Annotated in this window: 19 protein-coding genes; 8 read left to right on the top strand and 11 right to left on the bottom strand. The window is 43.1% G+C overall.

The window, feature by feature from the left end:
• Positions 1-24: 24 nt before the first annotated feature.
• From CXF60_RS07840 to CXF60_RS07815, 6 genes are all read right to left on the bottom strand, one after another.
• Positions 25-807 (bottom strand): enoyl-CoA hydratase, encoded by a 783-nt coding sequence (locus CXF60_RS07840; protein ID WP_102091491.1) that lies wholly within the window; start codon positions 805-807, stop codon positions 25-27.
• 32 nt (positions 808-839) lie between these two features.
• Positions 840-2,000: an acyl-CoA dehydrogenase family protein gene (locus tag CXF60_RS07835; RefSeq protein ID WP_102091490.1), complete on the bottom strand. Its 1,161-nt coding sequence runs from the start codon at positions 1,998-2,000 to the stop codon at positions 840-842.
• Between the two features lie 219 nt (positions 2,001-2,219).
• Positions 2,220-3,704 (bottom strand): CoA-acylating methylmalonate-semialdehyde dehydrogenase, encoded by a 1,485-nt coding sequence (locus tag CXF60_RS07830; protein WP_102091489.1) that lies wholly within the window; start codon positions 3,702-3,704, stop codon positions 2,220-2,222.
• Between the two features lie 331 nt (positions 3,705-4,035).
• Positions 4,036-6,057, bottom strand: coding sequence for a propionate--CoA ligase (locus CXF60_RS07825; RefSeq protein ID WP_102091488.1), 2,022 nt, complete (start codon positions 6,055-6,057; stop codon positions 4,036-4,038).
• A 313-nt stretch (positions 6,058-6,370) separates the two neighbouring features.
• Positions 6,371-8,041, bottom strand: coding sequence for a fatty acid--CoA ligase (locus CXF60_RS07820; protein WP_102091487.1), 1,671 nt, complete (start codon positions 8,039-8,041; stop codon positions 6,371-6,373).
• Positions 8,042-8,244: 203 nt separating this feature from the next.
• Positions 8,245-9,435 carry an MFS transporter gene (locus CXF60_RS07815; RefSeq protein WP_201568044.1) on the bottom strand — a complete coding sequence of 397 codons (1,191 nt, stop codon included), beginning with the start codon at positions 9,433-9,435 and terminating at the stop codon, positions 8,245-8,247.
• Positions 9,436-9,971: 536 nt separating this feature from the next.
• Between CXF60_RS07815 and CXF60_RS07810 the strand changes: the two genes are divergently transcribed.
• The 3 genes from CXF60_RS07810 (at position 9,972) to CXF60_RS07800 (ending at position 12,891) form a co-directional block, all read left to right on the top strand.
• Entirely contained in the window at positions 9,972-10,904 is a 933-nt protein-coding gene (locus tag CXF60_RS07810; RefSeq protein WP_102091485.1) for a dienelactone hydrolase family protein, read from the top strand.
• 395 nt (positions 10,905-11,299) lie between these two features.
• Positions 11,300-12,046, top strand: coding sequence for a hypothetical protein (locus tag CXF60_RS07805; RefSeq protein ID WP_102091484.1), 747 nt, complete (start codon positions 11,300-11,302; stop codon positions 12,044-12,046).
• Between the two features lie 98 nt (positions 12,047-12,144).
• Entirely contained in the window at positions 12,145-12,891 is a 747-nt protein-coding gene (locus tag CXF60_RS07800) for a hypothetical protein (protein WP_102091483.1), read from the top strand.
• Between the two features lie 125 nt (positions 12,892-13,016).
• Here CXF60_RS07800 and CXF60_RS07795 read toward each other — a convergent pair whose 3' ends face one another.
• The 4 genes from CXF60_RS07795 to CXF60_RS07780 form a co-directional block, all read right to left on the bottom strand.
• The gene (locus tag CXF60_RS07795) at positions 13,017-13,532 is read right to left on the bottom strand and encodes an Rrf2 family transcriptional regulator (protein ID WP_057760508.1); all 516 of its coding nucleotides are present in this window, start codon (positions 13,530-13,532) and stop codon (positions 13,017-13,019) included.
• Positions 13,533-13,817: 285 nt separating this feature from the next.
• The gene (locus CXF60_RS07790; RefSeq protein WP_102091482.1) at positions 13,818-15,065 is read right to left on the bottom strand and encodes an NnrS family protein; all 1,248 of its coding nucleotides are present in this window, start codon (positions 15,063-15,065) and stop codon (positions 13,818-13,820) included.
• A 210-nt stretch (positions 15,066-15,275) separates the two neighbouring features.
• Positions 15,276-15,713, bottom strand: a complete 438-nt coding sequence (locus CXF60_RS07785) for a DUF3429 domain-containing protein (protein ID WP_102091481.1) — start codon at positions 15,711-15,713, stop codon at positions 15,276-15,278.
• A 69-nt stretch (positions 15,714-15,782) separates the two neighbouring features.
• A complete protein-coding gene (locus CXF60_RS07780) occupies positions 15,783-17,165 on the bottom strand; it encodes a DASH family cryptochrome (RefSeq protein WP_102091480.1) in 1,383 nt (460 codons plus the stop codon).
• A gap of 213 nt (positions 17,166-17,378) precedes the next feature.
• Between CXF60_RS07780 and CXF60_RS07775 the strand changes: the two genes are divergently transcribed.
• Complete coding sequence (locus tag CXF60_RS07775; RefSeq protein WP_057760515.1) at positions 17,379-17,627, top strand: hypothetical protein; 249 nt, start codon at positions 17,379-17,381, stop codon at positions 17,625-17,627.
• Positions 17,628-17,741: 114 nt separating this feature from the next.
• Here the strand turns inward: CXF60_RS07775 and CXF60_RS07770 are convergent, their stop codons facing one another.
• Positions 17,742-19,220, bottom strand: a complete 1,479-nt coding sequence (locus tag CXF60_RS07770; protein ID WP_102091479.1) for an aldehyde dehydrogenase family protein — start codon at positions 19,218-19,220, stop codon at positions 17,742-17,744.
• Between the two features lie 532 nt (positions 19,221-19,752).
• Between CXF60_RS07770 and CXF60_RS07765 the strand changes: the two genes are divergently transcribed.
• From CXF60_RS07765 to CXF60_RS07750, 4 genes are all read left to right on the top strand, one after another.
• Entirely contained in the window at positions 19,753-20,352 is a 600-nt protein-coding gene (locus CXF60_RS07765; protein WP_057760518.1) for a TetR/AcrR family transcriptional regulator, read from the top strand.
• Between the two features lie 355 nt (positions 20,353-20,707).
• On the top strand, positions 20,708-21,919 hold the full coding sequence (locus CXF60_RS07760) for an iron-containing alcohol dehydrogenase (protein WP_102091478.1): 1,212 nt from the start codon (positions 20,708-20,710) through the stop codon (positions 21,917-21,919).
• 164 nt (positions 21,920-22,083) lie between these two features.
• Positions 22,084-23,133 (top strand): NADP-dependent oxidoreductase, encoded by a 1,050-nt coding sequence (locus CXF60_RS07755; protein WP_102091477.1) that lies wholly within the window; start codon positions 22,084-22,086, stop codon positions 23,131-23,133.
• Positions 23,134-23,427: 294 nt separating this feature from the next.
• Entirely contained in the window at positions 23,428-24,105 is a 678-nt protein-coding gene (locus CXF60_RS07750) for a type 1 glutamine amidotransferase domain-containing protein (protein ID WP_102091476.1), read from the top strand.
• The last annotated feature ends 29 nt before the right edge of the window (positions 24,106-24,134 follow it).

Below are 24,134 nucleotides of genomic sequence, written 5' to 3'. Positions count from 1 at the left end.
TGGCTCAAGCGTTTTGATCGCTGCTTATTTGTTTTGCCAATTGGGTTGACGCTTTTCTAAAAAGGCTTGCACCCCTTCGCGCTGATCGTTGGTATCAAACAACTTCACGAACGTTTCACGCTCATGGATAAGATTTTGTGCAGGCGGGGTATTTCTCGCCGCTTGGATAAGCGATTTAGAATAGCTGACAGCAACAGGAGACTGTTTAGCAACTTTTTGCGCTAATGCTTGCGCCACTTTTAACCCTTCTCCTTTGGCAGCAACTTCTTCGACCAGACCAATACACAACGCTGTTTCTGCATCGACCCGCTCACCGCACAGTATCATGCGCTTAGCCCAACCTTCCCCTACTAACATAGGTAGGTTCTGTGTGCCGCCAGCACATGGCAATAATCCCACGCCCGTCTCTGGCAATGCCATCTGTGCGTGCGCTTCTGCGATACGGATATCACATGCGAGCGCACACTCTAGTCCGCCGCCCATCGCATAGCCATTGATGACAGCGATACTAACACCGCGATAGGCAGACAATGCTTCAAACGCCTCACCAAATGCAATTGCCATACTTATTGCACGGCCTTTATCACCGTCTGAGAAGTTGTTTAAATCCGCACCTGCTGAGAAGAACTTTTCGCCATCACCATGCACGATTAATGCGTAAACATCATCGTTGGCATTGAGGTCGTTGATGAGCTGCTTAAGCGCATGCAAACTGTCCATCGTCCATGTATGTGCCGGTGGGTTATTCAACGTCAATGTTGCGGTATGGCCATCAATTGATAGCTGTAGATTTGTATACTCTGTCATAAAACATCCTTGTTTCAGTAAAACGAGATAAATTAGCGTAGCTGGCTTAACCCTTCATCTTGCAAGACCTGACGTGAAATAATCACTCGCATGATCTCATTGGTGCCTTCCAAGATTTGATGCACACGTAAGTCTCGTACATGGCGCTCAAGTGGATATTCATTTAGATAACCATAGCCACCGTGCAATTGTAGAGCTTCATTGGCAACATCAAAACAAAGATCCGTAGACAGACGTTTTGCCATTGCGCAGTAGGTAGACGCTTGCCCATCATTATTGTCAACTTTATCAGCTGCTAGATACAGCATTTGCCGTGCGGCAATGGTCTGAGTCAACATATCAGCAAGTTTAAACTGTACCGATTGTAAGCTAGCAATCGGACTACCAAATTGACTGCGCTCTTGCACGTAACTGGTTGCGGTCTCTAACGCCGCTTGTGCCGTTCCTACTGCACAAATACCGATATTAATACGACCACCATCTAGTCCTTTCATCGCGATACGAAAACCTTGGCCTTCCTCGCCTATTAAGTTCTCTACTGGGACTTTAACGTCTTTAAAACTAATCGTGCGTGTTGGCTGTGCTTTCCAGCCCATTTTGTGCTCGTTTTTGCCATATTCGATACCAGCACTATTGGCGTCTACGACGAACGCTGACACACCTTTTGGCCCAGCATCACCAGTACGTGCCATCACCACCAATACATCGGTTGAGCCTGCGCCAGAAATAAAGGTTTTTTCGCCATTCAGTACGTAATGTTCGCCTTGCTTTTCAGCTTTGGTACGTAATGAAGCTGCGTCCGAGCCTGCATTTGGTTCTGTTAAGCAGTAGCTACCCAACCACTCACCGCTGACCATATTGGGCAGATATTTTTTGCATAGCGTATCGCTGCCATATTCACCAATCATCCATGCGGCCATGTTATGAATACTCATATACGCTGCTACAGCCGTGTCGCCCCATGCAAGCTCTTCGAATACCATCGCTGAGTCGAGTCTTGGTAGGCCCAAGCCGTCATACTCTGGATTGGCATACAGCCCCAAAAATCCAAGCTCACCAGATTTTTTGATCACATCTATTGGGAAATGCGAGTTACGATCCCATTCAGCAGCATTTGGCTTTAGCTCTTTTTGCGCAAACTGACGGGCGGTTTGGCGAAAGGCGACTTGGTCATCGGTCAATGAAAAATCCATAGGGTCATCCTTGTTCTTATAGATCAAATATAGGGCTTAAATCTCAGATAAACGTTAATAAAAGCACTAATGAAAATGTTGGTCAGAGATTTTATAAGACATTAGCGCGACATGATAGCGGCATAACGATAATAAAATTGCGTTTAATAGTACCGCAAGTCGCATTATCGTCATACCGAAAACACAAAATGTCATACTGAAACAACAATGAGCTGACGATTAAATTGAAATCGTCGTATTAACACCGCGGCTTGCTTCATCATCAAACCAACGTGCCGTCACTGTCTTCGTCTGAGTATAGAACTGGACGGCTTGCTTGCCATAAGGTCCTAGGTCACCAAGCTTGCTGCCACGTGAACCTGAGAAGGAGAACATAGGTAGTGGCACAGGGATGGGCAAGTTAATACCAATTTGACCGACTTGAATGTCTTGCTGGAATTTATGTGCAGCTGCTCCTGACTGAGTAAATATCGCCGTACCATTGCCATGTGGATTGGCATTCAATAGTGCAATCGCTTCGTCCAAGCTGTTAGCACGCATAATACATAGTACTGGACCAAAGATTTCTTGTTGATAAATTTGCATATCACTTGTGACATTATCAAAGATAGTTGGGCCAACGAAGTTACCTTTCTCGAACCCTTCAACGGTAATTCCGCGACCATCTAGTATCAAGCTCGCGCCCTCTTCTACCCCAGTCCCAATCAAATGCTCGACACGGGCCTTCGCAGCAGGCGAAATCAACGGCCCCAAATCCTTGTCATTTTTGCCAGCTGAGACGACCAAGCTTTCTGCTTTTGCTTTAATCTCATCAATCCACTCACCAGCTGCGCCTACTAGTACGACGACTGACAGCGCCATACAGCGTTGACCAGCTGCACCAAATGCTGCGCCTGCTAACTGATTGAGCGTTTGCTCTTTATTGGCATCTGGCAGGATAACGCCATGGTTTTTGGCACCCATCATGCACTGGGCACGCTTACCTGATTGGCTAGCACGCTCATAGACGTGTTTGCCTACATGAGTAGAGCCTACAAAAGAAACGGCTTTGATATCTGGATGGTCGCAGATAGCATCGACGGTTGCTTTGCCTCCATGTACCACGTTTAGAACGCCTTCTGGTACGCCCGCTTCAATCGCTAGCTCAACCAAACGCATAGTCACCATCGGATCTTGTTCAGACGGTTTTAGGATAAATGTATTACCCGTAGCAATCGCCATTGGGAACATCCATAGTGGAATCATCGCTGGGAAGTTAAATGGTGTGATACCAGCGCAAACGCCGAGTGGCTGCCAAATACTATAAGTATCGACACCTGACGCCACGTTTTCTACGAAGTCGCCGATTTGCAGATTGGCAATACCAGCGGCATGCTCTACCACTTCTAGACCGCGGAACACATCACCGCGTGCATCTGCAATCGTTTTGCCTTGCTCTGCGGTCAAGATTTCTGCCAGCTCATCCATATGATCACGAATCAAAGATTGATACTTTAAAAAGATACGCGCACGCGTGGTGATTGGCGTTTTGCGCCATGTCTCAAACGCTGTCTGTGCAGCGGCGACAGCTTGGTTAATCTCATCATTGGTGGTTTGAGGGACTTTTGCGATGACTTCTTGAGTTGCTGGATCGGTGATATCAATCCATTCGTCGGTATTTGATTGTACGAACTGACCATTGATGAGCTGCTGAACGTGGTGCATAAGATATCCTTATCTTTTTTGCGAGACTACCGTGTGACGGTATCTGAGTATTCATTAAAAGTTAAGCGCTATAAATAGTTATTTGTAAAATATTTATAGAAAACCAAATTTTAAAATGATTTATTTTGTATCGTTATTGACTATAACAATAAATCAATTTTACGGTCAAGCGCTTTATCAAAATTTTCGCTAAGTTTGTTTTGTTAAAGGGGATTTATCCAAATATTAGAAACAAAAAGCCCATGATTGCTCATGAGCTTTTTGAAGTTAACCTGACTTTGATACGCGATGAACAACATCACTATTTTTGTATGAGGCTAATTTATACCAATCAATAATCTTTCATCGCCTGCTTGATCGCATCAATAGCAGTTGGGTTATCAAGCGTTGACATATCTCCTGTCGGTTGGTTTTCCGCTAGAGCACGAATTGAGCGACGTAAGATTTTACCAGAGCGAGTTTTTGGCAGTGCCTGTGGGAAGTAGATAGCAGCTGGTCGGGCAATGCCGCCCAAAGATTTGACGACAGCGCCTATCACTTGTTGCTCGATACGGAAACGGTTTTCGGTGGTTTCAATTTGCGTTTGATCTTTTAGGACGCAGAACGCAATAGGTAGCTCACCTTTTAGCTCGTCTTGAATACCCACCACGGCACACTCTGCCATCTCTGGATGCGTACTGATTGCCTCTTCAATCTCTTGTGTGCCTATACGATGTCCTGCGACGTTTATCACGTCATCGGTACGCCCTAAGATATAAAAATAACCCTCTTCATCTGTCACTGCATAGTCCGAGGTTGAGTACTGCTGACCATCAAACAGACCAAAGTAGCTGCTAATAAAGCGCTCGTCATTACGCCATACCGTGGTGAGACAACCAGGCGGTAGTGGTGCTTTAATTGCAAGTAATCCTTTTTCGCCAGCCTGACAAGGATCGCCCGTTTCCTCATTGATGACATGCGCCTCATAACCGTACATCGGGTAACCAGGTGACCCTTGCTTGTGCGGCTTATGATTGAACTTTGGCGTATGGCTCAAGATTGGCCAACCAGACTCTGTCTGCCAATAGTGATCTAAAATCGGTACGCCTAGGTGCTGAGTCAACCAACTAGCCGTCGATTCATCAAGTGGTTCACCTGCCAAAAAGAATGACTTCACACTGGAGACATCGTAACGCGTCATCCAGCTTTCATCTTGTTTTTTGAGCATACGCACGCCTGTGGGCGCTGTGAATAAAATATTAACTTTGTTAGCTTCAACAATACGCCACCAAATACCAGGGTTTGGCATATGCGGCAAGCCCTCATACATGATACTGGTCATACCCGCCAGTAACGGCGCATAGATCGTATAAGAGTGCCCTACAGCCCAACCAATATCAGATATCGCCCAGAACGTCTCGCCCGCCTTGCCGTCATAGACATAATCTATCGACGTCGTCAGCGCGACGGCATGACCACCTGTATCGCGCTGCACCCCTTTTGGTGTGCCAGTAGTGCCAGAAGTATAAAGCAAATAGGACGGGGTATTTGACTCAAGCCAAACTGGCTCTACGACTGCATTGGCCTCACAGCTATGACGACGCTCGGTCGCATAATCAACATCGATCGCTTTGGTTTCAAATGGCAATATACCGCGATTGACCACCAGTACATGCTCTGGCTTGATAGTCGCTTGTTCGACGCCTTGATTGACTAGGTTTTTATAATTGACGACCTTACCGCCGCGTAGCCCTGCATCTACCGTAATGACCATTTTGGCTTCGGCATCATCCATACGAATAGCCAAGTTATGGGCGGCAAACCCACCAAACACGACTGAATGCACGGCACCAATACGCGCACAAGCCAGCATGGCATAAGCCGCTTCCAATATCATCGGCATATAGATAATGACACGGTCACCCTTGCCAATACCGTGACGCTGTAGCACATCGGCAAAATAATTAACTTCTTTATACAAGTCATTATAAGTTAGACGACGCTTGGTATAGTCTGTATAAAACTCGACGTTATTGCCCAAATCTTTAAACGAATCAACGACCGCTGGAAAGGTTTCTATCAATTCTTGATTAATCTCTGATGACACCCACACAAAAGCATCTTGCTCTGCACGGTCTACCAGATGACGATCGACACAGTTATAACAAAGATTGGTCTCACCGCCGACAAACCATTTGGCAAAAGGCAGATTACTGTCATCTAGAATTTGCTCAGGCTCTTTATGCCAATAGATACGCTTCGCCTGCTCAGCCCAAAACTGCTCTCGATCCGTAATAGACTCATGATAAACATCAGCGAAGTTTGGCGTGTCTGTCGTTTGGGTAGAAACTGGGGATTGGGAATGGTCGCTCATAGTAGCTGTCCTTAGCATAAACGAGAAATGAGGCAATAGTATTTTATAGTTAAGGCACTTAATAAGTTATAAAGGTATTCACCTCGTGCAACGTACTGTCTACGTGCCACTGGCTAATACCAACTCTAAAATGCTTCAACTATAAAAAACCATGTCTTAGTAAATACTGGTCATCCTTGCCAGAATTAAAAAACCGATACATATTGTATCGGTTTAAAATGTAGCAGAGCCTATCGGAAAGGTCAACTATTAAGCGTGTAATACGCACTACATTTTGACGAATACAAATATTTGAACATTTAACTAATACTAATTAAATCTCAGTTTGATTGGCATACATCTCACGCATGACTTTTTTATCATGTTTACCAACGGAAGTTTTGGGTAGCTCATCAACGAACTTAAACTGACTTGGCACGCCATATTTAGGAATGATACCGCGCTCTACCGCTTTTTCTGCAATCGCTTTGATATCATCAGCACTAGTATCCTTAGCATCAGGCTTTAGCACCACCAAAGCCAACGGACGCTCACCCCATTGCTTATCACGCACCCCAATCACTGACACATCAGCCACTGACGGATGTAGTGATAAAATGGTCTCAATCTCTAGTGATGAAATCCACTCACCACCTGATTTGATTACGTCTTTTAAGCGATCGGTGATTTTAATGTAGCCATCAGGACGTAGGTAAGCGATATCTTGGGTATGCATATAGCCATTTTCCCACAGCTCTTTGCCAGCATCGTCATTCTTAAGATAGCTTTGGGTCAACCAAGGCGCACGCAATACCAGCTCGCCTGTATTGTCTGGTCCAGTCCCTACGGATTTGTTGCCTTCACCCCATACTTGAGCATCAACCATGAGCACTGGCTTACCTGTCATACAACGACGTTCAATATCCTCTTCTTCCGTCATTGCTGGCTCATCTAAGCTAAAGTGGGTCAAACTAATGAGCGGTGCAGTCTCTGACATACCATAGCCTGTATAGACTTCGATACCTTGTGCCATTGCCGTCTTAGCTAGACCTTCTGTCAATCGTGAGCCACCAATAATCATTTTTAGACCATTAAAGCTAGCGTCACGGTCTTGTGCTTCTTTGAGTACCATTTGCAAAATCGTTGGTACACAATGGGTGATACTGACCTTTTCATTGACAATTAAGTCCATCAACGTATCAGGCGCATAGCGACCTGGATAGACTTGCTTTAGACCTACCATCGTTGCTGTAAACGGAAAACCCCATGCATGCACATGGAACATTGGCGTCATAGGCATATAAACATCACCATAGCTCACGCCTTGCTTATCAGGCAGCATACCCAAAGTTGCCGCTTCTGCTAGTGTATGTAGCACTAGCTGACGATGACTAAAGAAGACCCCTTTTGGATCACCTGTCGTGCCTGAGGTATAAAAAGTCGTTGCGATGGTGTTTTCATCAAAATCTGGGAAATCAAATTCGCTATTGGCAGCTTCTAATAGCGCTTCATACTCGCCTGTGACACGGCTTTGATTGCTACCAAAGATACCTTCAGCAGTGACACCGTTGTCATCAAGCCAGATAATATGCTCAATGCTTGAGTTCTCAAACTGATAGTCTTTAACCAATGGCGCAAACTCAGAATTGAGCATGAGTACTTTGGGCTTGGCATGGTTGATGGTATAGAGGATTTTTTCAGGAGATAAACGGATATTGACGGTCTGTAAAACGTACTCTGACATTGGCACGGCAAAATAAGATTCAAGATAACGATGACTGTCCCAATCCATCACGGCAACCACATCACCTGCATCAAGCTTTAAGTCTGCCAATACATTGGCCAATCGATTGATACGCTCAAACAACTCTTTATAAGTCAGGCGCTTTTTGTCCGCATACACAATCTCTTGATCTTGCGATACCGTTTTTGCACGGCTTAATAACTGCTTGACCAGTAATGGATAATCGTAGGCAGATGGTGCACTGTGGTAAATGTTTGACATAGATCTGACTTCCTTGTTTATCGTACTTATAAGAGATAAATAACAATCAAGTTAATAGCAGCATAAAATCTACTGCGCTAACCATTTTAATTTTTATAATAACATCGTTATTGATAGTAAGAAAAAAGCGGCGCTGTGTAAAGCGGTCTTACATTAAGTATCACAAGATGACTGATCAAACATACACTACATAAGAAAGCCAATCACTTTGCCCGTACTGTGGTTTTAATCATTCCAAAGCTGGCTATTAATAACGCCAGTACCTGCACAAACAATAACAACCATACGGTAAGAGACCACTGCCCTCGCGCATAAGCTATGCCACCCAGCCAGGCCCCTAGCGTACCGCCTGTATAGTAGCCCATATAATATAGACCCGAAGCTAATGAACGACCCTTTTTCACATTGACCGCGATATAGCTGATAGTCGCTGACTGTGTGATAAATACACCTGACGACATAATAGCCAGTCCTATAATCACCCCCCATAATGGCGTGACTAGAGTCAATAATACTCCGACCATAGATACGACGATAGCCACCCGTACTGTACGCGCTGAGCCAAACCGACGTAGCAATGTCGTAGATAACGGCGTGATAATAACACCAAGCAAATATACTGCAAAAATATTGGCGAGCGCACCAGTGCCAAGCTCATAAGGCTTATCTGCCAAATGTAAATTGATAAAAGTGAAGCAGCCTACAAGGGAGAACAGCACGCAAGCGCCAAGCAGACATGCTGTTACCACATAGCGATTGGTGACATGCTCACCCAGCGTCTGTATCGCCGAGCGAAAATTAGGGTTGGCCACAAAGTGACGAGACGATGGTAGCATCTTGCCGACCCATATCGCGCCTAGCAAGGTCATTGCGGTCATGACGTAGTAACCATGCCGCCAGCCAATCAACTCATGCAAATGCCCCAGCAAGAACCGACCCATAAAGCCGCCAAGCACGCATCCTGACACATAAAAGGACATCAACTCAGTCATTGCCCGGCCCTCAAACTCCTCACCGATATAGGCAATTGTCACCACCGTAATACCCGGTACAGACAACCCTTGCATAAAACGCCAAATGCCGACCCATTCAATGCTCGAGCTCTGGGCAATAAGCGCTGTTGGTATCGCTAAAAACAATAAAGCACCAACGATAAACGACTTGCGCCCGACTGCATCTGAGAGCATGCCTAGAAATGGTGACATAATCGCAATGGCTAACACAGTGGCACCAACGATCATGCCTGCTTGTACTTCGGTCGCAGCAAAGTCCACCATCATGACCGGTAGTACTGCCTGAATAGAATACACTTGCAAAAAAGCAAACATACCTATCAAACCGATTGTGAGCTTCAATATCCACGATGTTGAATGATTGGAGGTGACTGGTGGCACAGCTGTTATATCTTGGATCTGATCTTTAGAATTATTCACAGGGGATCTGACTATATTGGTTATACCATGACTGTAAATGATAACCGTCACTGGCGTGGATGGTAGAGAGGAATAAAGGTGATTTATGCTAAATGTATAAGCAAAAGCACCGTTATTAAACGATAAATGTTCATCATAATGACAAGCCAATTATGGTAGCACATTCATCAATATACTCAGGTTTAAAAGTGTTATTGCCTCTTGATAGATTCTTTATTTGGGTTCGAGATTATCGTAGAAAAACTTGACTAGGAATCACATTTCGACTTAAGACGGTGAAGACAGTTTTCGACTCACAAGGTCATGATCAACGTTACGTTTATTGCATATACAGGATAGTATGGTTAGATGCTGTTGACGCATTTGTTAATCATTTAACTACTTTAACGATTGATAACAGTGACAGTTAACAATCACTACCTACGTCTATTTTTTCTAGCCTAGAGACGTGCACGACTACACAATCTTTTAGAATACAATTTACTATGATGAAAAATATGGTGCTTTCAAAACTGATTATTGCGATGAGTACATTGGTTTTCTCTACGATGGCTGTAGCAGAAATAACTGTGTCCGAAACTAGGGTTAAAAACCTTAATCCAGTCGTATCGACATTTAACTCTACAAACTCACTAGCGGCATTAGACTGTATAAAGGATGACGCTATCACTGCTACTGAGCTCACAAAAACACGTGATAACGGTCCGTTTTCTGTAAAGTCCAAGCACGTGAATCGCCAATCAGCCAATGGTTTTGGTGGCGGCACCATACACTATCCAACGGATGCTGCTAACTGTGGTCTACTAGGTGGTATCGCGGTGGTGCCAGGTTACGTGTCTTATGAGTCTTCTATCAAATGGTGGGGACCGCGTTTAGCCTCTTGGGGATTTGTCGTTATTACTATTAATACTAGCTCTATTTACGATAACCCAGATAGCCGTGCTGAGCAATTGGGCACTGCTCTCGATCACCTTATCGCTGATGAAACAGTAGGACATATGATCGACTCAAACCGTTTGGGGGCGATTGGCTGGTCAATGGGCGGCGGCGGTGCGCTACGATTGGCAACTGAGCGCAGTACGGTGCAAGCCATCATTGCACAAACGCCCTATCACGATACGAGCTATGGTGCGATGGATACGCCTGCTCTATTCATCGCTTGTGAAAATGACCGTATCGCCCCGAATAAAAAATATACCAATGCCTTTTATCAAAAAGCTGACGGTCCAAAAATGAAGGTCGAGATTAACAACGGCAGTCATTTCTGTGCCAGTCATCGTTTTAACGAAAAGCTATTAAGTAAGCCTGCTATCGCATGGATGCAACGTTATATTAACGGCGATACCCGTTTCGATAAATTCTTATGTGGCAATGAAAGCTACAAAGACGATCCTCGTATCTCAGCCTATGATTACGAAGACTGTTTATAAGCTATTTTTTAATCTACTTACAAAAGGAAGGACAGACAGCTTTCACTGTTAATAATGACATTTGAATAACAACTCTTTTTTATTTTTACACATCTACATTGCTTCTATCTTTTTTCTTACAGACATTACTGCCATAAAAATTAATAATCATATAGTCAATCCTCTATAAATTGGATTCGGTGTCAGGCTCGCTTAGTCTACTATTTGTGTCAGGCTCGCTTAGTCTACTATTTGTGTCAGGCTCGCTTAGTCTACTATTTGTGTCAGGCTCGCTTAGTCTACTATTTGTAGTACTTTCACTCGCCTTCCTTGTATCCAAATCATATTGAACTGACTATAGAGTGCTACAAACAAGTAAAACGATTGAATAAATGAACAATCAAGGAGTAATGTTGATGACTGATGAAATTTATGATCTAGGGGCAGGGTTTTGGAGTATTCGAGGCTCATTTATAAAGAACGGCATACTTGATATCGGTGTCCAATGTGCCCTCATAAAACTACCATCAGGACGATTTATATTCTTAGATAGCTATACGTTAAAGGATGACGTTCATCAGCAAGTAATGGCATTGACCAATGATGGTCAAGATGTTGAAGCCGTGCTTAATGTTCATCCGTTCCATACGGTACACTGTGCTCAAATGGCGAAAGACTTTCCGCAAGCGACGTTTTATGGCAGTAGCCGACATCCAGAACAAGTGCCTGAAGTCAATTGGGCAGATGACTTGGTCGAAAGCGATTCCGTTGCTGCGCGCTACCCTGAACTTAAATTTTCCTTGCCCCAAGGCATCCATTACATCTCACCGGATGAAACGGTTCATGCCAGCTCGCTGTTAGTCTACCACCCTGCTAGCCAAAGCATTTATGTCGATGATACTTTTGAGATACCACCTTCCAAGCGATTCAATGCCGTACAGCCTAACCTAGGCTTACATCCAACCACCAAAAAAGCGCTCAAAGATGACGCTAATGCTGGTAAAGAGTATTGTGATTGGGCAATAGAGCTGGCACATGAGTGGCGCAGTGGCCGTCATTTTTGCGGCGCACATTCAGGCTTAGTGGTGTTTGAGGAAGGTAAATTTGAGGCAGCACTCTTGTTAGTCATTGATAGCGCTCGTAATGAGCTTGAGTCTAAGTGATTTTAGACGTTACTATATTAAGAGCGAAAGTTAAAGATTAGCAACAGAAAAGCATGGTTATTTTTTTAACTCAATATATAAAATAAGGAAAACTATAAATGTCAGATAAAATTCATGATTTAGGGGCAGGGTTTTGGAACATACGCGGAACATTCCGTCTCGGTGGCGTGTTAAATATCGGCACTCAATGCTCGTTGGTCAAGCTGCCATCAGGGAAATTTATCTTTTTGGACAGTTACGCTCTAACGGGTGATGTTCGAGATGAGGTTATGGCACTTACCAATAATGGTCAAGATGTTGAAGCGGTGCTGAACGTACATCCGTTTCATACAGTCAGCTGTGCTCAAATGGCCAAAGACTTCCCGCAAGCGACGTTTTATGGCAGTAGCCGTCACCATAAAAAAGTACTAGAAATCAATTGGGCAGATGATTTGGTAGAAAGTGACGCAGTCGCTGCACGCTATCCTGAACTTAAGTTTTCAATGTCAGAGGGCATTTACTATATTTCGCCCAATGAGATGATCCATGCAGGTTCTTTATTGGCTTATCATCCTGCCAGTCAAAGCTTGCACGTAGATGATACTTTTATGAGTCCACCAACGAAGCTATTAGAAGCTGTATTGCCTGAGCTAATACTGCATCCTACAACCAAAAAAGCACTGAAAAACGAGCCAAACGCTGGCGCGCAATACTGCGACTGGGCGACCAATTTGGCTCATGAATGGCGTGACGTACGCAATTTCTGTGCTGCGCATTCTTATCTTGTTCAGTTCAAAGAAGGTGGGTTTGAGAAAGCACTGGTGAAAGCCGTTAAGAAAGCACGTCCAAAACTAGAAAACGCCTAACTTCTCACACCTTAGACATATATTTTTTATAGATATAAAAATGGGTCGCTATTACTGTATTTACTAGTGTAGCGACCCATTTTTGTGAGCTGATCATAATCATATCAACACTATTATCGAAGCTGTTACCGAAACAGCAATGTCGCAAGCTCATCTTCGTTGTTCAGAATATCTGCTAATGTATAACGCTCAAGCACATTGATAAATGCGGTGAGTGCTTCAAAAAACACGCTTTTTAGCTGGCAGGCTGGACTAATCACACAGCCTAGTGATTTATTCTTTTCTTCCTCAATGAATGTCACTGGTAAATCCGTCTGATGATCGCCCTGCTCACTATCATTATGAGACACTGGTACGGCAAAGCACTCAACCAAATTAAAATCAGGCTCTATCTGTTTGATCAATACGCCCAAATTTATATCTTTAGGTGCACGTGCCAATCGTATGCCACCGTTTTTGCCGCGCACACTTTCTATATAACCCAGCTGACCCAGCTGATGAATAATCTTGGTCAAATGACTTTTAGAAATGCCATAGCTGTCAGCAATATCGCTAATATTAGCCAATAGTGATGGATCTGGTCTCACGGCTAAATAAATCAATGAGCGTAGCGCGTAGTCACTATAATTGGTCAGTCGCATTCATTTGCGCTCCTATTTTTATAAATTTTATATATTAAGCTAGGGCGTGTCCTCATTTTAAAAATGGTGATAAAAATGAGATAAATTGATGCTAAATAAGGAAAAGTTCGCAGTGAATATGAACATATTGACAAGAACTTTGACACAGTTTAGCGAAAATTTAGCCATTTTAAGGCCATAAATTGCATCAATGTGCTAATTGATGACACGCCCTAGACAAAGTAAGTCACATTTTTGGTAATAACATTTAGACATAGCATTTGTGGACAGTATCGTTAGCCGGCTTTAACCAAACAAACCATCAGGCCGAGGACGTGCCAGCATGGGCAGATAACTGATGCAAAATAGCACAAAACATGCAATCCAAGCACTTTGCGCCACCATAATCCATATTAGGTAATGACTCATATCTACTAGCGGTAGTAGTACGCGACTGATAAATACCAATACCATCAAGCCATACATAACGTTTACCATTTTTGGCGGTTGATGAATACTGCGACCCGTATGTCCCAGAGATACTCTAGTCATCATTGCTAACGTCATCATACCAACACCTGCAATCGCTAGTCCATGCATGGCGATGCTGTGCGGATAACCGAGCCAAGGTTGTAGTGCATACAATAAGAAACTCAAACACGTGCCTAAAAACGCAATATACAGCGACCAAAGTAATGGTTTTTGCCAAATACCGTGATGATACCACCCTATCAGACGTACGATATTAATCACTGCTACGCCAAGTGCAGTAATCGTTAAAAAATACTTATTTGGATAAAATACACCACTAATAAAAAAGGCGAAGAAAAACACTAAGCTTGCGATATCTTGTGTCTTACTATTACGTAGTTTAATGGGTTCTGACGTTTCCATATCCATACTAAGACCACGTTCGATAAAAAATGGCACTACACGTCGACCAATCGTTAGCACTAACCCGATGATCAAATAGAACCCAAAATAAATGCCTATCTTGGTTGTGTTCATATCAGCATTGATAATGCCCCAATAGCAGAGTCCGTTGCCAAAGGTCAGCAGTGCCAGCTTGGCCAAGATACCTGTTTGCTTGTATTGCTTAACTTGCCGTACTGCTCGACATATCACATATGCCATCGAGGCGACAAATACTACATCAAAAAGGGCTGCTATATATAGCAAAGATATACTATCACCTATGAGCGTTATGCCAAGCCCAAAACTTAGCCAGCTCAGACGTGCTAACAACCAACAGACAAAGATACCTAGCAATTTATAACCATGCGGCATCATAACCCCTGTCCATGTTTTGACCGCAGTTAGCAAGAACCCGGCTACCACTGCCAGAGCATAACCATACACCATTTCATGACCGTGCCAGTATAACGGGTTCAAAACCTGTGCATCGATATCGGTGTGACCAGTAAAAACAAACACCCATAGCAGCATCGTTACTACGGCAAATAGTGCAGCAGCACTAAAAAATATGCGAAAGCTTAAATTAAGGATAGGATGCGGAGAGCTTGGTGGTTTGCTAGGTAACTTGATAGAGTGCATAGCCATCTTCTTAGAGGAATATAGATGGCTTTGATTATAACATTCATTTTAAATGAACTTTATAAATCTTTAGTCTAACTATCAAACACTTTACTCACCAAAGTGCGGCGCCTGCGGAAATCTCTAAAATCAATCTCCCAATTATAAAAATAGAGAAATCAAGCTGGCTGTTCTTTAGCTATTATTTAGCCATGACTTAGTTAATACCACTTACAACTGTAATGCCGCGACGACTAACGATATGACTACTATCATCGTGACATACTTCCTAACCTTAAAGTATGCATGGCTAATAATTTGCGCTCGATGAAGATTGTAATCAATAACCAACAGACTTATAAAACCAATCACTAATAGCCAAATAAAACTACTGGCTGATAAGATTAAAAAACCAAGCCAGAGGCCAAGCGCAATGATATTGCTATACAGTGGAAGTCTAATAGCCCACTTATTGTCGTCAGCCAAGCTCAGATGATTACCCCAATGCGCGCCTGCCATAAACGATGCAATCACTAGCCCATAAGCACTTAGTATATCGACTACCGAGCCAAGCATAGGCACGGTAACAACGTCTATCATCAGCAAAAATGCACAGGCGGCAAACGGAATAGCACCTGCAAAAGTTAGATAAGGACTGGGCTTTTTCATTGTTTAAACCTATCTTATGATTAGTCTAATAATAGTTGTCACCTGTTGAGTGGAAGTTTTCAACATACATTAATCACTCTTTTGAGTGTTGCCTTGCCACTGACGGATAAATTCACCGTTTGGATCGTATTGCTGGGTTTGCTTGTCGAGATTAAACTGTCTGCATCCTCTTGGATCAGCGCCGACGCCTGCCAAATATTGCCAATTACCCCAATTACTGCCGACATCGTAATCAACAAGATGTTGCTCAAAGTAAGCTGCCCCGTAACGCCAATCAAGCCCTAGCTCGTGAATAAAGCAACTGGCAACCAGTTGTCGCCCGCGATTCGACATATAGCCTGTCGTGCGCAATTGGTTCATGCAAGCATTGACGATAGGATATTGTGTTGTACCACGCTTCCATTGCGCTAACAGACTCTCAATCAATTGGGTTGAAGGCGCGTGCTGACCGATACCTTTAAACCAAAATAACTTTTGCTGATGGGTGACAGCATACCAGTAGAAATACTCACGCCACAGCAGCTCAAACCATATCCAGTAAGTAGAGTCATTTGCGATGATATCGCGCTCATAGCGACGCAGACGATTTAATACTGTGTTTACAGATAGCGATCCGTTTGCAAGCCAAGCGGAGAACTTCGTAGAATGTGTCCAGTCATCTAGCGCGTTTCGGGTTGTTTTATAAGTGCTGGGTGCATCGGAGTCAAAATAGCTATGTAAGTGATTCAGGCCATTTAACTCACCACCTCTAAAACTGGATAGCTGCTGTGATGGTTTATCATGCCCTGCCTCATTAGACAACTGAGATTCAAAAAAGTACTCGTTCCTACTCAGCATATGCTCAGGCAATGGAGCAAGTGATTCTGGCGTTGGATAAATTACTATATCTTTTTCTGCATGTAGCAAATCATAATCAGTTTCGATTTGTTTACGAAATTGCGTAAAGCTTTTGGGCAACTGCTCTAACGGCAACTCATCAAACAAAGTCGATGTTGTTTGAATGTGCCACTGTATCTCTGGATATTTCGCCTGTATAAGGTCATATACTTTGTTTTGATTATAATCTGCCGTTTGACTGATGCAGATATCTGTCACTTGTTGCTGCGCTATTAGATCATTCAACTGAGTAAAGACGTCCAATGCTTCATCGTCTTTCTGTAAATACAGCAACCTATTACCCCGCTGCATCAATGACGCATTTAAATCAGCTAGGCTCTCATGCAAAAACTGCTGGCGGGCTTGGCCCATAGCCTCATAGCGATAGGCATCGTAATGATCTTTATCGTCTAATACATCTGTCAACGATGAGGCATAAACCAATAGCAGCCTTCCATCAGTGGAGATTTCAGATGCTTTTAATAGAGTGGCATTGTCCGCTACCCGCAAGTCATTGTGAAATAGCACCAATGTGACATTGTTGTGCTCTGAGTTGTTCGTTGCTTGATTTGACATACCCTATCCTTCTGGCTGTTTAGCGCTTATCTATTATTTTCAATATTTAGTCTGTAGTCTTGAAATATCATATACAGTGTAAAACATACTTAGCATTCAACTATGATGCGAGCCTAATACTTGTAAGGCAATGCGCTCAGCCCCAGAAACTACTTATAAGCACTGACTCTCATGTGTCTGACTGCTTAAATGGCTTACCTCTAGGAGAACACCATGACTCAAAATAATACTACGACTGAAGAAAATAAATCAGATGAAAAGCGTAAACTTATCAATCGATTTTTGATGAGATTGACAAAAGAACAGCCTCAAATGTATTACGCGACTACCTCTGAGATATCGCGGAGTATTCATACGATGATAAAAGAGCACACCAATCGCTTGTCGGTAGAAGAACAAGCACTGGTAAGACGGATGACGATGGAAGAGATTGAAGGGCTACTTGGCTTTCATGCCAGATAAGAAATTGACCAACTTCAAATACGTCATTCTCAGTAAGTTGCCAAATATCACACAAAAAAGACCGCTATCAAAGCGGTCTTTTTTATTAGCTATCAGCATTCTATTTTAGGACAATTAGAATGGATATTCACGTGGTTCATTTTGCATTGAGATCCAATGCGTTCTAGTGAACTCTTCTAGTACCCACTCACCGTTAAAACGACCGATGCCTGAGTTTTTCTCACCACCAAAAGCCACGTTACTTTCATCGTTTACTGGAATATCATTTATATGGGTCATACCTGCTCGGATACCACGAGCGAAACGTAAACCTTTTTGCATGTCTGCGGTAAACACCGCACTAGATAAGCCATACATAGAATCATTAGCTATCGACAAAGCATCCTCTTCATTTTTGGCTCGAATAATGCCTATCAATGGTCCAAATATTTCATTATAGGCAATATCCATCTCTCTAGTAACTTCGGTAAAGACATGGGGCGGGACTAATTGACCATTGATTTCACCGCTCAAGAGCATTTTTGCGCCCTCTTTCTGTGCCTCATCAATCTTATCTCTAAGTGACTGAACTTGTTTCTCATTGATGATTGGGCCAATAGCAGTACCTTGATCGTTAGGATCACCTACCTGTAACGTTTTAACATGAGACAAGAAACGCTCTACAAACTCATCGTACACTTCATTTTCAACAATAATTCGGTTAATAGCCATACAAATCTGGCCTTGATGCAAGAACTTACCGAACACGGCTGCTTTTACTGCCTGATCAATATCTGCATCCTTGAGTACAACAAATGGACTGTTTCCACCTAACTCAAGTGCCACTTGTTTGATATGCTCACCACCATTAGCTAGCTCACCGATGTGTTTACCCACTGAAGTTGATCCTGTGAATGACACAAAACTTGACGCTTTGTGTTCAACGATTGCATCGCCTATCTCGCTACCTGAACCCACAACCACGTTTAACAGACCTTTTGGTAGACCCGCTTCTTCAAATACTTTGGCCAATAGCAAACCACCAGTCACTGGCGTATCGCTAGCAGGCTTGAGTACCACTGCATTGCCAAGTGCTAAGGCTGGTGCGATAGAACGCTGGGTCAAATGCAGCGGAAAGTTCCATGGGCTAATAACAGCGACAACGCCGATTGGCTCACGATAAATGAAGTTTTCTTTACCAGGGGTATTCGATGGACGAATCTCACCATGGACACGGTTAGGAAAAGTCGCTGCTTCAAGGGTAATCGCGCGCGTCGCACCGAACTCGACCATGGCTTTGATACGGGTACTGCCCGACTCTTTGATTAGCCAATCAACGATTTCTTCTTGGCGCTGATCAAGTATGTTTACGACTTTATACAACACTGCAGAACGCTCTGCTGGCGTCTGCTTGGCCCACGCTTCTTGAGCTTGGGTCGCAGCATCATAGGCTTCGTTCAACTGATCTTTGGTCGCTTGCTGGATCTCTACAAGCGTATCACCGTTATATGGGTTGGTATTGGTGTTGGTGCTGTTGTCTTTACCGGTTTGCCATTCACCAGAGATGAACTGCAAATGGAAATCACTGTATGCACTCGTAGTATTGGTTGACATAATCATCCTTATTTTTGATTTATTGTGTTAAGTATTGGTTTGCGATTATTAAAATAAAATTATCAAGTCGGCGATATCTTAATGAGAAAATATCTGGCAAGTAGTAAGTCTAAAATCGTTACCGATCTATAGTCATCACACTATAAAAGTATTACAGCGTTAACCTTGCTTGAGGTATCAAATATACATCTGCACTCGGTTGCCTTGTACTACTCTTAAATTGCATCGACTAGATCAATTAACAGTCATCAATTAAAAAAGCTCTAATGAAAGATGTTCTTTAGCAATAAATACTAACGGTAACGGATAACAACAAAACCTACCTTGCTAGACGACTGGTCTAATGCTACCATAGCTACTAATAAAACAAGACTATTTTGTCAGTGAATATTGTTGATAAAACGTAACACATATAACTATATCCTATTACAATATGCCATCAACGTGACGTTCAAATGAACGCTAACTGTTTTAACTGACTATCTAATGCATACGCTAATACAAGCAACTACTAAGGGAGATAATCCTGTTTATGTCTAATACAGACGCAACGACACCAGATACTAAAGCTCATTTACTTGCCACTGGCTACCAATTAATCGCCAAAAAAGGTTTTACCGCTGTTGGTCTAAAGCAAATTTTAGATACAGCAGGTGTGCCAAAGGGTTCTTTTTACCATTATTTCGCTTCTAAAGAAGCCTTTGGTGAAGCCATTATTAATCATTACTTTAGCTTATATAAGACTCGGTTGGATGTCATCGATGCACAAGATGTCAGTGCACAGCAAAAGCTATATGATTATTTTCAAAACTGGTATGACACCCAGCAGAATGGCTGTGACCATGAGAAATGCTTGGTAGTGAAGCTCAGCGCAGAGGTAGCCGATATGTCAGAAACCATGCGTAAGGCACTCGATACTGGCTATCAGCAGACGACCATGTGGCTCGCCAAGCAGATCAAAGCTGGCTGGCTCGATGAGTCCGTCCCTCGTCACGATAACATCTCGGCTGAGAGTATGGCCAAGCGTTGGTATTTTGCATGGCTTGGCGCAAGCTTGATTGCAAAGATTAGCCAAACCAATACCCCTTTAGCAGAAATTTGGCAAATGACCACGACCCAAATGGGACGCTAATCGTTAACCGTTCAGATTTCTAGCAACTGCAATTCTAGCGTAACCATTAAGGCACATTGAATATTTATAACTCTCATAGATAGTAGCGGTTAGTACTACGCTTGAGTATTCAGTGTGCTTTATTGCCTTCTCTTTTTTAAATAAATTTCTGAAAGACATCTGCATACGGCTTAGACAGTTATACGAGAGTTTTGTAAATATAACTAGACGACTGGTCTAATTGGTGTACAATGCGCACAAATATTAAGAATGAATGTCTATACGAGCATTGCTTATCATTCATTGATTGATATCAGACAATATCCCATGTCAAAACCATTTAATTGAACCGTTTTTATTACTAATTAGGAATCTTATGAATAACTTCCAATATTACAACCCAGTCCGTATCGTTTTTGGTGAAGGTCAAATCGAGCAATTATCAGATCTAGTCCCTACTGATGCGCGTGTCCTCATTACTTATGGTGGTGGTTCAGCACAGCGTACTGGTACTTTAGACGAAGTAAAAACTGCCTTGTCAGCAAGCGGTAACCGTACTGTATTTGAATTCGGTGGCATTGAAGCCAATCCAGAGTTCACTACGTTATTAAAGGCCGCTGATATGGTTAATGAGCACAACATCGACTTCTTATTAGCAGTTGGCGGTGGTTCTGTGATTGACGGCAGCAAATTTGTCGCACTCGTTTCTTCGTTGACTGAAGAAGACGGCACTGTCTCACGTGACCAAGCTTGGGATGCCTTAACTGGTTATTGCAAAAACATCGATTCTGCTGTCGATTTGGGCGCGGTATTGACCATCCCAGCCACAGGTTCTGAGATGAACTCAGGCGGCGTGATCAACTATAGCGAACGTCAAGCAAAACTACCGTTTGGTAACCCACTTGCCTTCCCTAAATTCTCAATTCTAGATCCAATCAAAACACTTACCTTGCCTGAACGTCAGGTTATGAATGGTGTGGCTGATGCATTTGTTCATGTAATGGAACAATATCTGACTTACCCAGTAAACGCTAAAGTACAAGATGCCTTTGCTGAAAGCTTGCTTAAAATCCTTATCGATGAAGGTCTAGTTGTTAAGCAATATCCAGAAAACCTAGAAACACGTAAAAACATTATGTGGACAGCAACAATGGCATTGAACGGCCTGATCGGTACTGGTGTGCCACAAGATTGGACAACTCATATGGTTGGTCATGAGCTGACGTCACTACATGCTATCGATCATGCACGTACGCTAACCATCGTATTGCCATCAGTCATGCGTGAGCTAAAAGAAAGCAAAAAAGAAAAACTGCTTCAATATGCGCGTAACGTATGGAACATTACCGATACTGACCTAGATGACGATGCCATCATCGAAACTGCTATTGTTTACACTGAAAACTTCTTCCGCGAGCTTGGCTTGCCAGTTAGCCTAGAAGACGTTGACTTGACGGAATCAGCGATTGATCCAATTATCAAGCAGCTTGAAGTACATAACATGGTTAAGCTTGGTGAACATGGTACCAACGACCTAGAAGTATCACGTCGTATCTTGCAGCGTGCTGTAACTAGCAAAGCGTCTTAATAAGCGCTATAGCAAGAACTGTCAAAAGAACTATAAGAAAAATCGTGACAGTAACAATAAGTACATATCGTTATGCTATCTATAGTAGCTATTCCATGCTGAGTAGCTACTACATTTAACCCCACTATAATAATGACAATTAATAAATATAAAGGAGTCCTACAATGAGCTTCGACAAACAACAGAATCAACAAACAAACCGTCAAATCAAATTAGCGAGCCGCCCGAACGGCGAGCCAACTGCTGACAATTTTGACATGGCGACTAGCGACATCCCAACGCCAAACGATAACGAGATGCTACTACGCACGGTATATCTGTCATTAGACCCATATATGCGTGGACGTATGAGCGATGCAAAAAGCTATGCAGACCCATTAGCAGTCGGTGACGTCATCATGGGTGGTACCGTAGCGCAGGTAGTCGAGTCAAATATCGATAACTTCGCAGTAGGCGACTTAGTCGTATCAAACTCAGGCTGGCAGGACTACAGTGTCAGTGATGGCGAAGGCGTCCTAAAACTGGACAAAAATATGACTAACCCTTCTTATGGTTTAGGCGTGTTAGGTATGCCAGGGTTCACGGGTTACATGGGTCTGACTGATATCGGTAAACCACAGAAAGGCGAGACTTTAGTCGTGGCAGCAGCAACTGGACCCGTCGGTGCCACTGTCGGTCAAGTGGGTAATCAATATGGTCTGCGCACCGTTGGTGTAGCAGGCGGTAAAGAAAAATGCGATTTTGCGGTCAATGAGCTTGGCTTTGATGTCTGTATCGACCACAGAGCCGATGATTTCGCTGAGCAATTAAAAGCAGCGTGCCCAGATGGTATTGATATCTATTACGAAAACGTCGGTGGTCATGTGTTTGATGCGGTCATGCCTTTACTGAATGCTCATGCTCGCATTCCTGTCTGCGGCCTTGTTGCCCAGTACAATGCAACCGAACTGCCTGAAGGTAAAGATCGTTTGAGCGTATTGACCGGACTTATCTTAAGCCGCCGTCTCACCATCAAAGGCTTCATTATCTTTGAAGAGTATGGCGACCACTTCCCAGAGTTCTTAGAAACCATGAGCAAATGGGTAGAATCGGGCGACGTCAAAACTAAAGAACACATCGCTGATGGTCTAGACAATGCACCAAAAGCCTTTGTCGGTATGCTAAATGGTGATAACTTTGGTAAGACAGTGGTTAAAGTCTCTGACGTTCAATGATTGATGTTAGGTAAGTCTTGTTAAGTAGCTCTTGTTAAACAACAAGCGATAGGTAGCGATTTTTGTTAATAACCACTTAACAACACAACTTGCTAAGATCACTACTGAAAGTTACGTTTGAAGCAGGAATAATATTAGCGGTCACCACTTATACTGATAACGTTTATACTGATAACGTTTATACTGATAACGTTTTGGTCATCTGGCTCGCCATTTGAATGAATCTTCTATCAATGAAAATGTGGATGTTAATAATTTGCTTTACTCACATATAAACAATAAATAAGGATAATTATGAATATTTTAATGGTACTAACCTCACACGACCGTCTAGGCGATACTGGTAAGAAAACAGGATTTTGGCTAGAAGAATTTGCAGCTCCTTACTACGCGTTTCTCGATGCGGGTGCTAATGTCACTTTAGCTTCTCCTGCTGGCGGTCAGCCACCACTAGATCCTAGTAGTGATACTGAAGACACGCAAACCAAAGATACCAAACGTTTTAAAGACGACAAAGATGCGCAAGAGCACTTGGCCAATACCAAAAAACTTGCTGACATGAAAGTAGAAGATTTTGATTCAGTCTTTTATCCAGGTGGTCACGGTCCATTGTGGGACTTGGCAGTAGATAAGCACTCTATCGAATTGATCGAGAGTTTCGTCAAGCAAGACAAGCCTGTTGCCTTTGTTTGTCATGCACCTGGCGCGCTTAAAAGCGTCAAAGTTGATGGCGAGTACTTAGTAAAAGGTAAAACCGTTACTGGCTTTACCAACTCAGAAGAAGAAGCGGCTGGCTTAACAGACGTGGTGCCTTTCTTAGTAGAAGATGTCTTGAAAGCCAACGGTGGTAACTATGAAAAAGCCGCTGATTGGGAAGAGTTTGTGGTCGAAGATGGTTTATTGATCACAGGTCAAAACCCAGCCTCATCAGAAGAAGCGGCTAAGCGTTTGATCAACAAGCTCAAAGGTTAGTCAAATTCACTACGCAATAAGGTCGATAC

The sequence above is a fragment of the Psychrobacter sp. 4Bb genome, assembly GCF_002836735.1.
GTDB lineage: Bacteria > Pseudomonadota > Gammaproteobacteria > Pseudomonadales > Moraxellaceae > Psychrobacter.
The sequence above is the reverse complement of the archived record's forward strand: the minus strand, read 5'-3'. Positions and strand labels throughout refer to the sequence as shown.

Coding starts and splice junctions, on each gene's coding strand:
- CXF60_RS07800 (WP_102091483.1), top strand. CDS start 12,145: ATGTCAGATAAAATTCATGATTTAGGGGCAGGGTTTTGGAACATACGC.
- CXF60_RS07770 (WP_102091479.1), bottom strand. CDS start 19,220: ATGTCAACCAATACTACGAGTGCATACAGTGATTTCCATTTGCAGTTC.
- CXF60_RS07790 (WP_102091482.1), bottom strand. CDS start 15,065: ATGCACTCTATCAAGTTACCTAGCAAACCACCAAGCTCTCCGCATCCT.
- CXF60_RS07785 (WP_102091481.1), bottom strand. CDS start 15,713: ATGAAAAAGCCCAGTCCTTATCTAACTTTTGCAGGTGCTATTCCGTTT.
- CXF60_RS07780 (WP_102091480.1), bottom strand. CDS start 17,165: ATGTCAAATCAAGCAACGAACAACTCAGAGCACAACAATGTCACATTG.
- CXF60_RS07795 (WP_057760508.1), bottom strand. CDS start 13,532: ATGCGACTGACCAATTATAGTGACTACGCGCTACGCTCATTGATTTAT.
- CXF60_RS07755 (WP_102091477.1), top strand. CDS start 22,084: ATGAGCTTCGACAAACAACAGAATCAACAAACAAACCGTCAAATCAAA.
- CXF60_RS07830 (WP_102091489.1), bottom strand. CDS start 3,704: ATGCACCACGTTCAGCAGCTCATCAATGGTCAGTTCGTACAATCAAAT.
- CXF60_RS07765 (WP_057760518.1), top strand. CDS start 19,753: ATGTCTAATACAGACGCAACGACACCAGATACTAAAGCTCATTTACTT.
- CXF60_RS07775 (WP_057760515.1), top strand. CDS start 17,379: ATGACTCAAAATAATACTACGACTGAAGAAAATAAATCAGATGAAAAG.
- CXF60_RS07840 (WP_102091491.1), bottom strand. CDS start 807: ATGACAGAGTATACAAATCTACAGCTATCAATTGATGGCCATACCGCA.
- CXF60_RS07825 (WP_102091488.1), bottom strand. CDS start 6,057: ATGAGCGACCATTCCCAATCCCCAGTTTCTACCCAAACGACAGACACG.
- CXF60_RS07750 (WP_102091476.1), top strand. CDS start 23,428: ATGAATATTTTAATGGTACTAACCTCACACGACCGTCTAGGCGATACT.
- CXF60_RS07835 (WP_102091490.1), bottom strand. CDS start 2,000: ATGGATTTTTCATTGACCGATGACCAAGTCGCCTTTCGCCAAACCGCC.
- CXF60_RS07820 (WP_102091487.1), bottom strand. CDS start 8,041: ATGTCAAACATTTACCACAGTGCACCATCTGCCTACGATTATCCATTA.
- CXF60_RS07805 (WP_102091484.1), top strand. CDS start 11,300: ATGACTGATGAAATTTATGATCTAGGGGCAGGGTTTTGGAGTATTCGA.
- CXF60_RS07760 (WP_102091478.1), top strand. CDS start 20,708: ATGAATAACTTCCAATATTACAACCCAGTCCGTATCGTTTTTGGTGAA.
- CXF60_RS07810 (WP_102091485.1), top strand. CDS start 9,972: ATGGTGCTTTCAAAACTGATTATTGCGATGAGTACATTGGTTTTCTCT.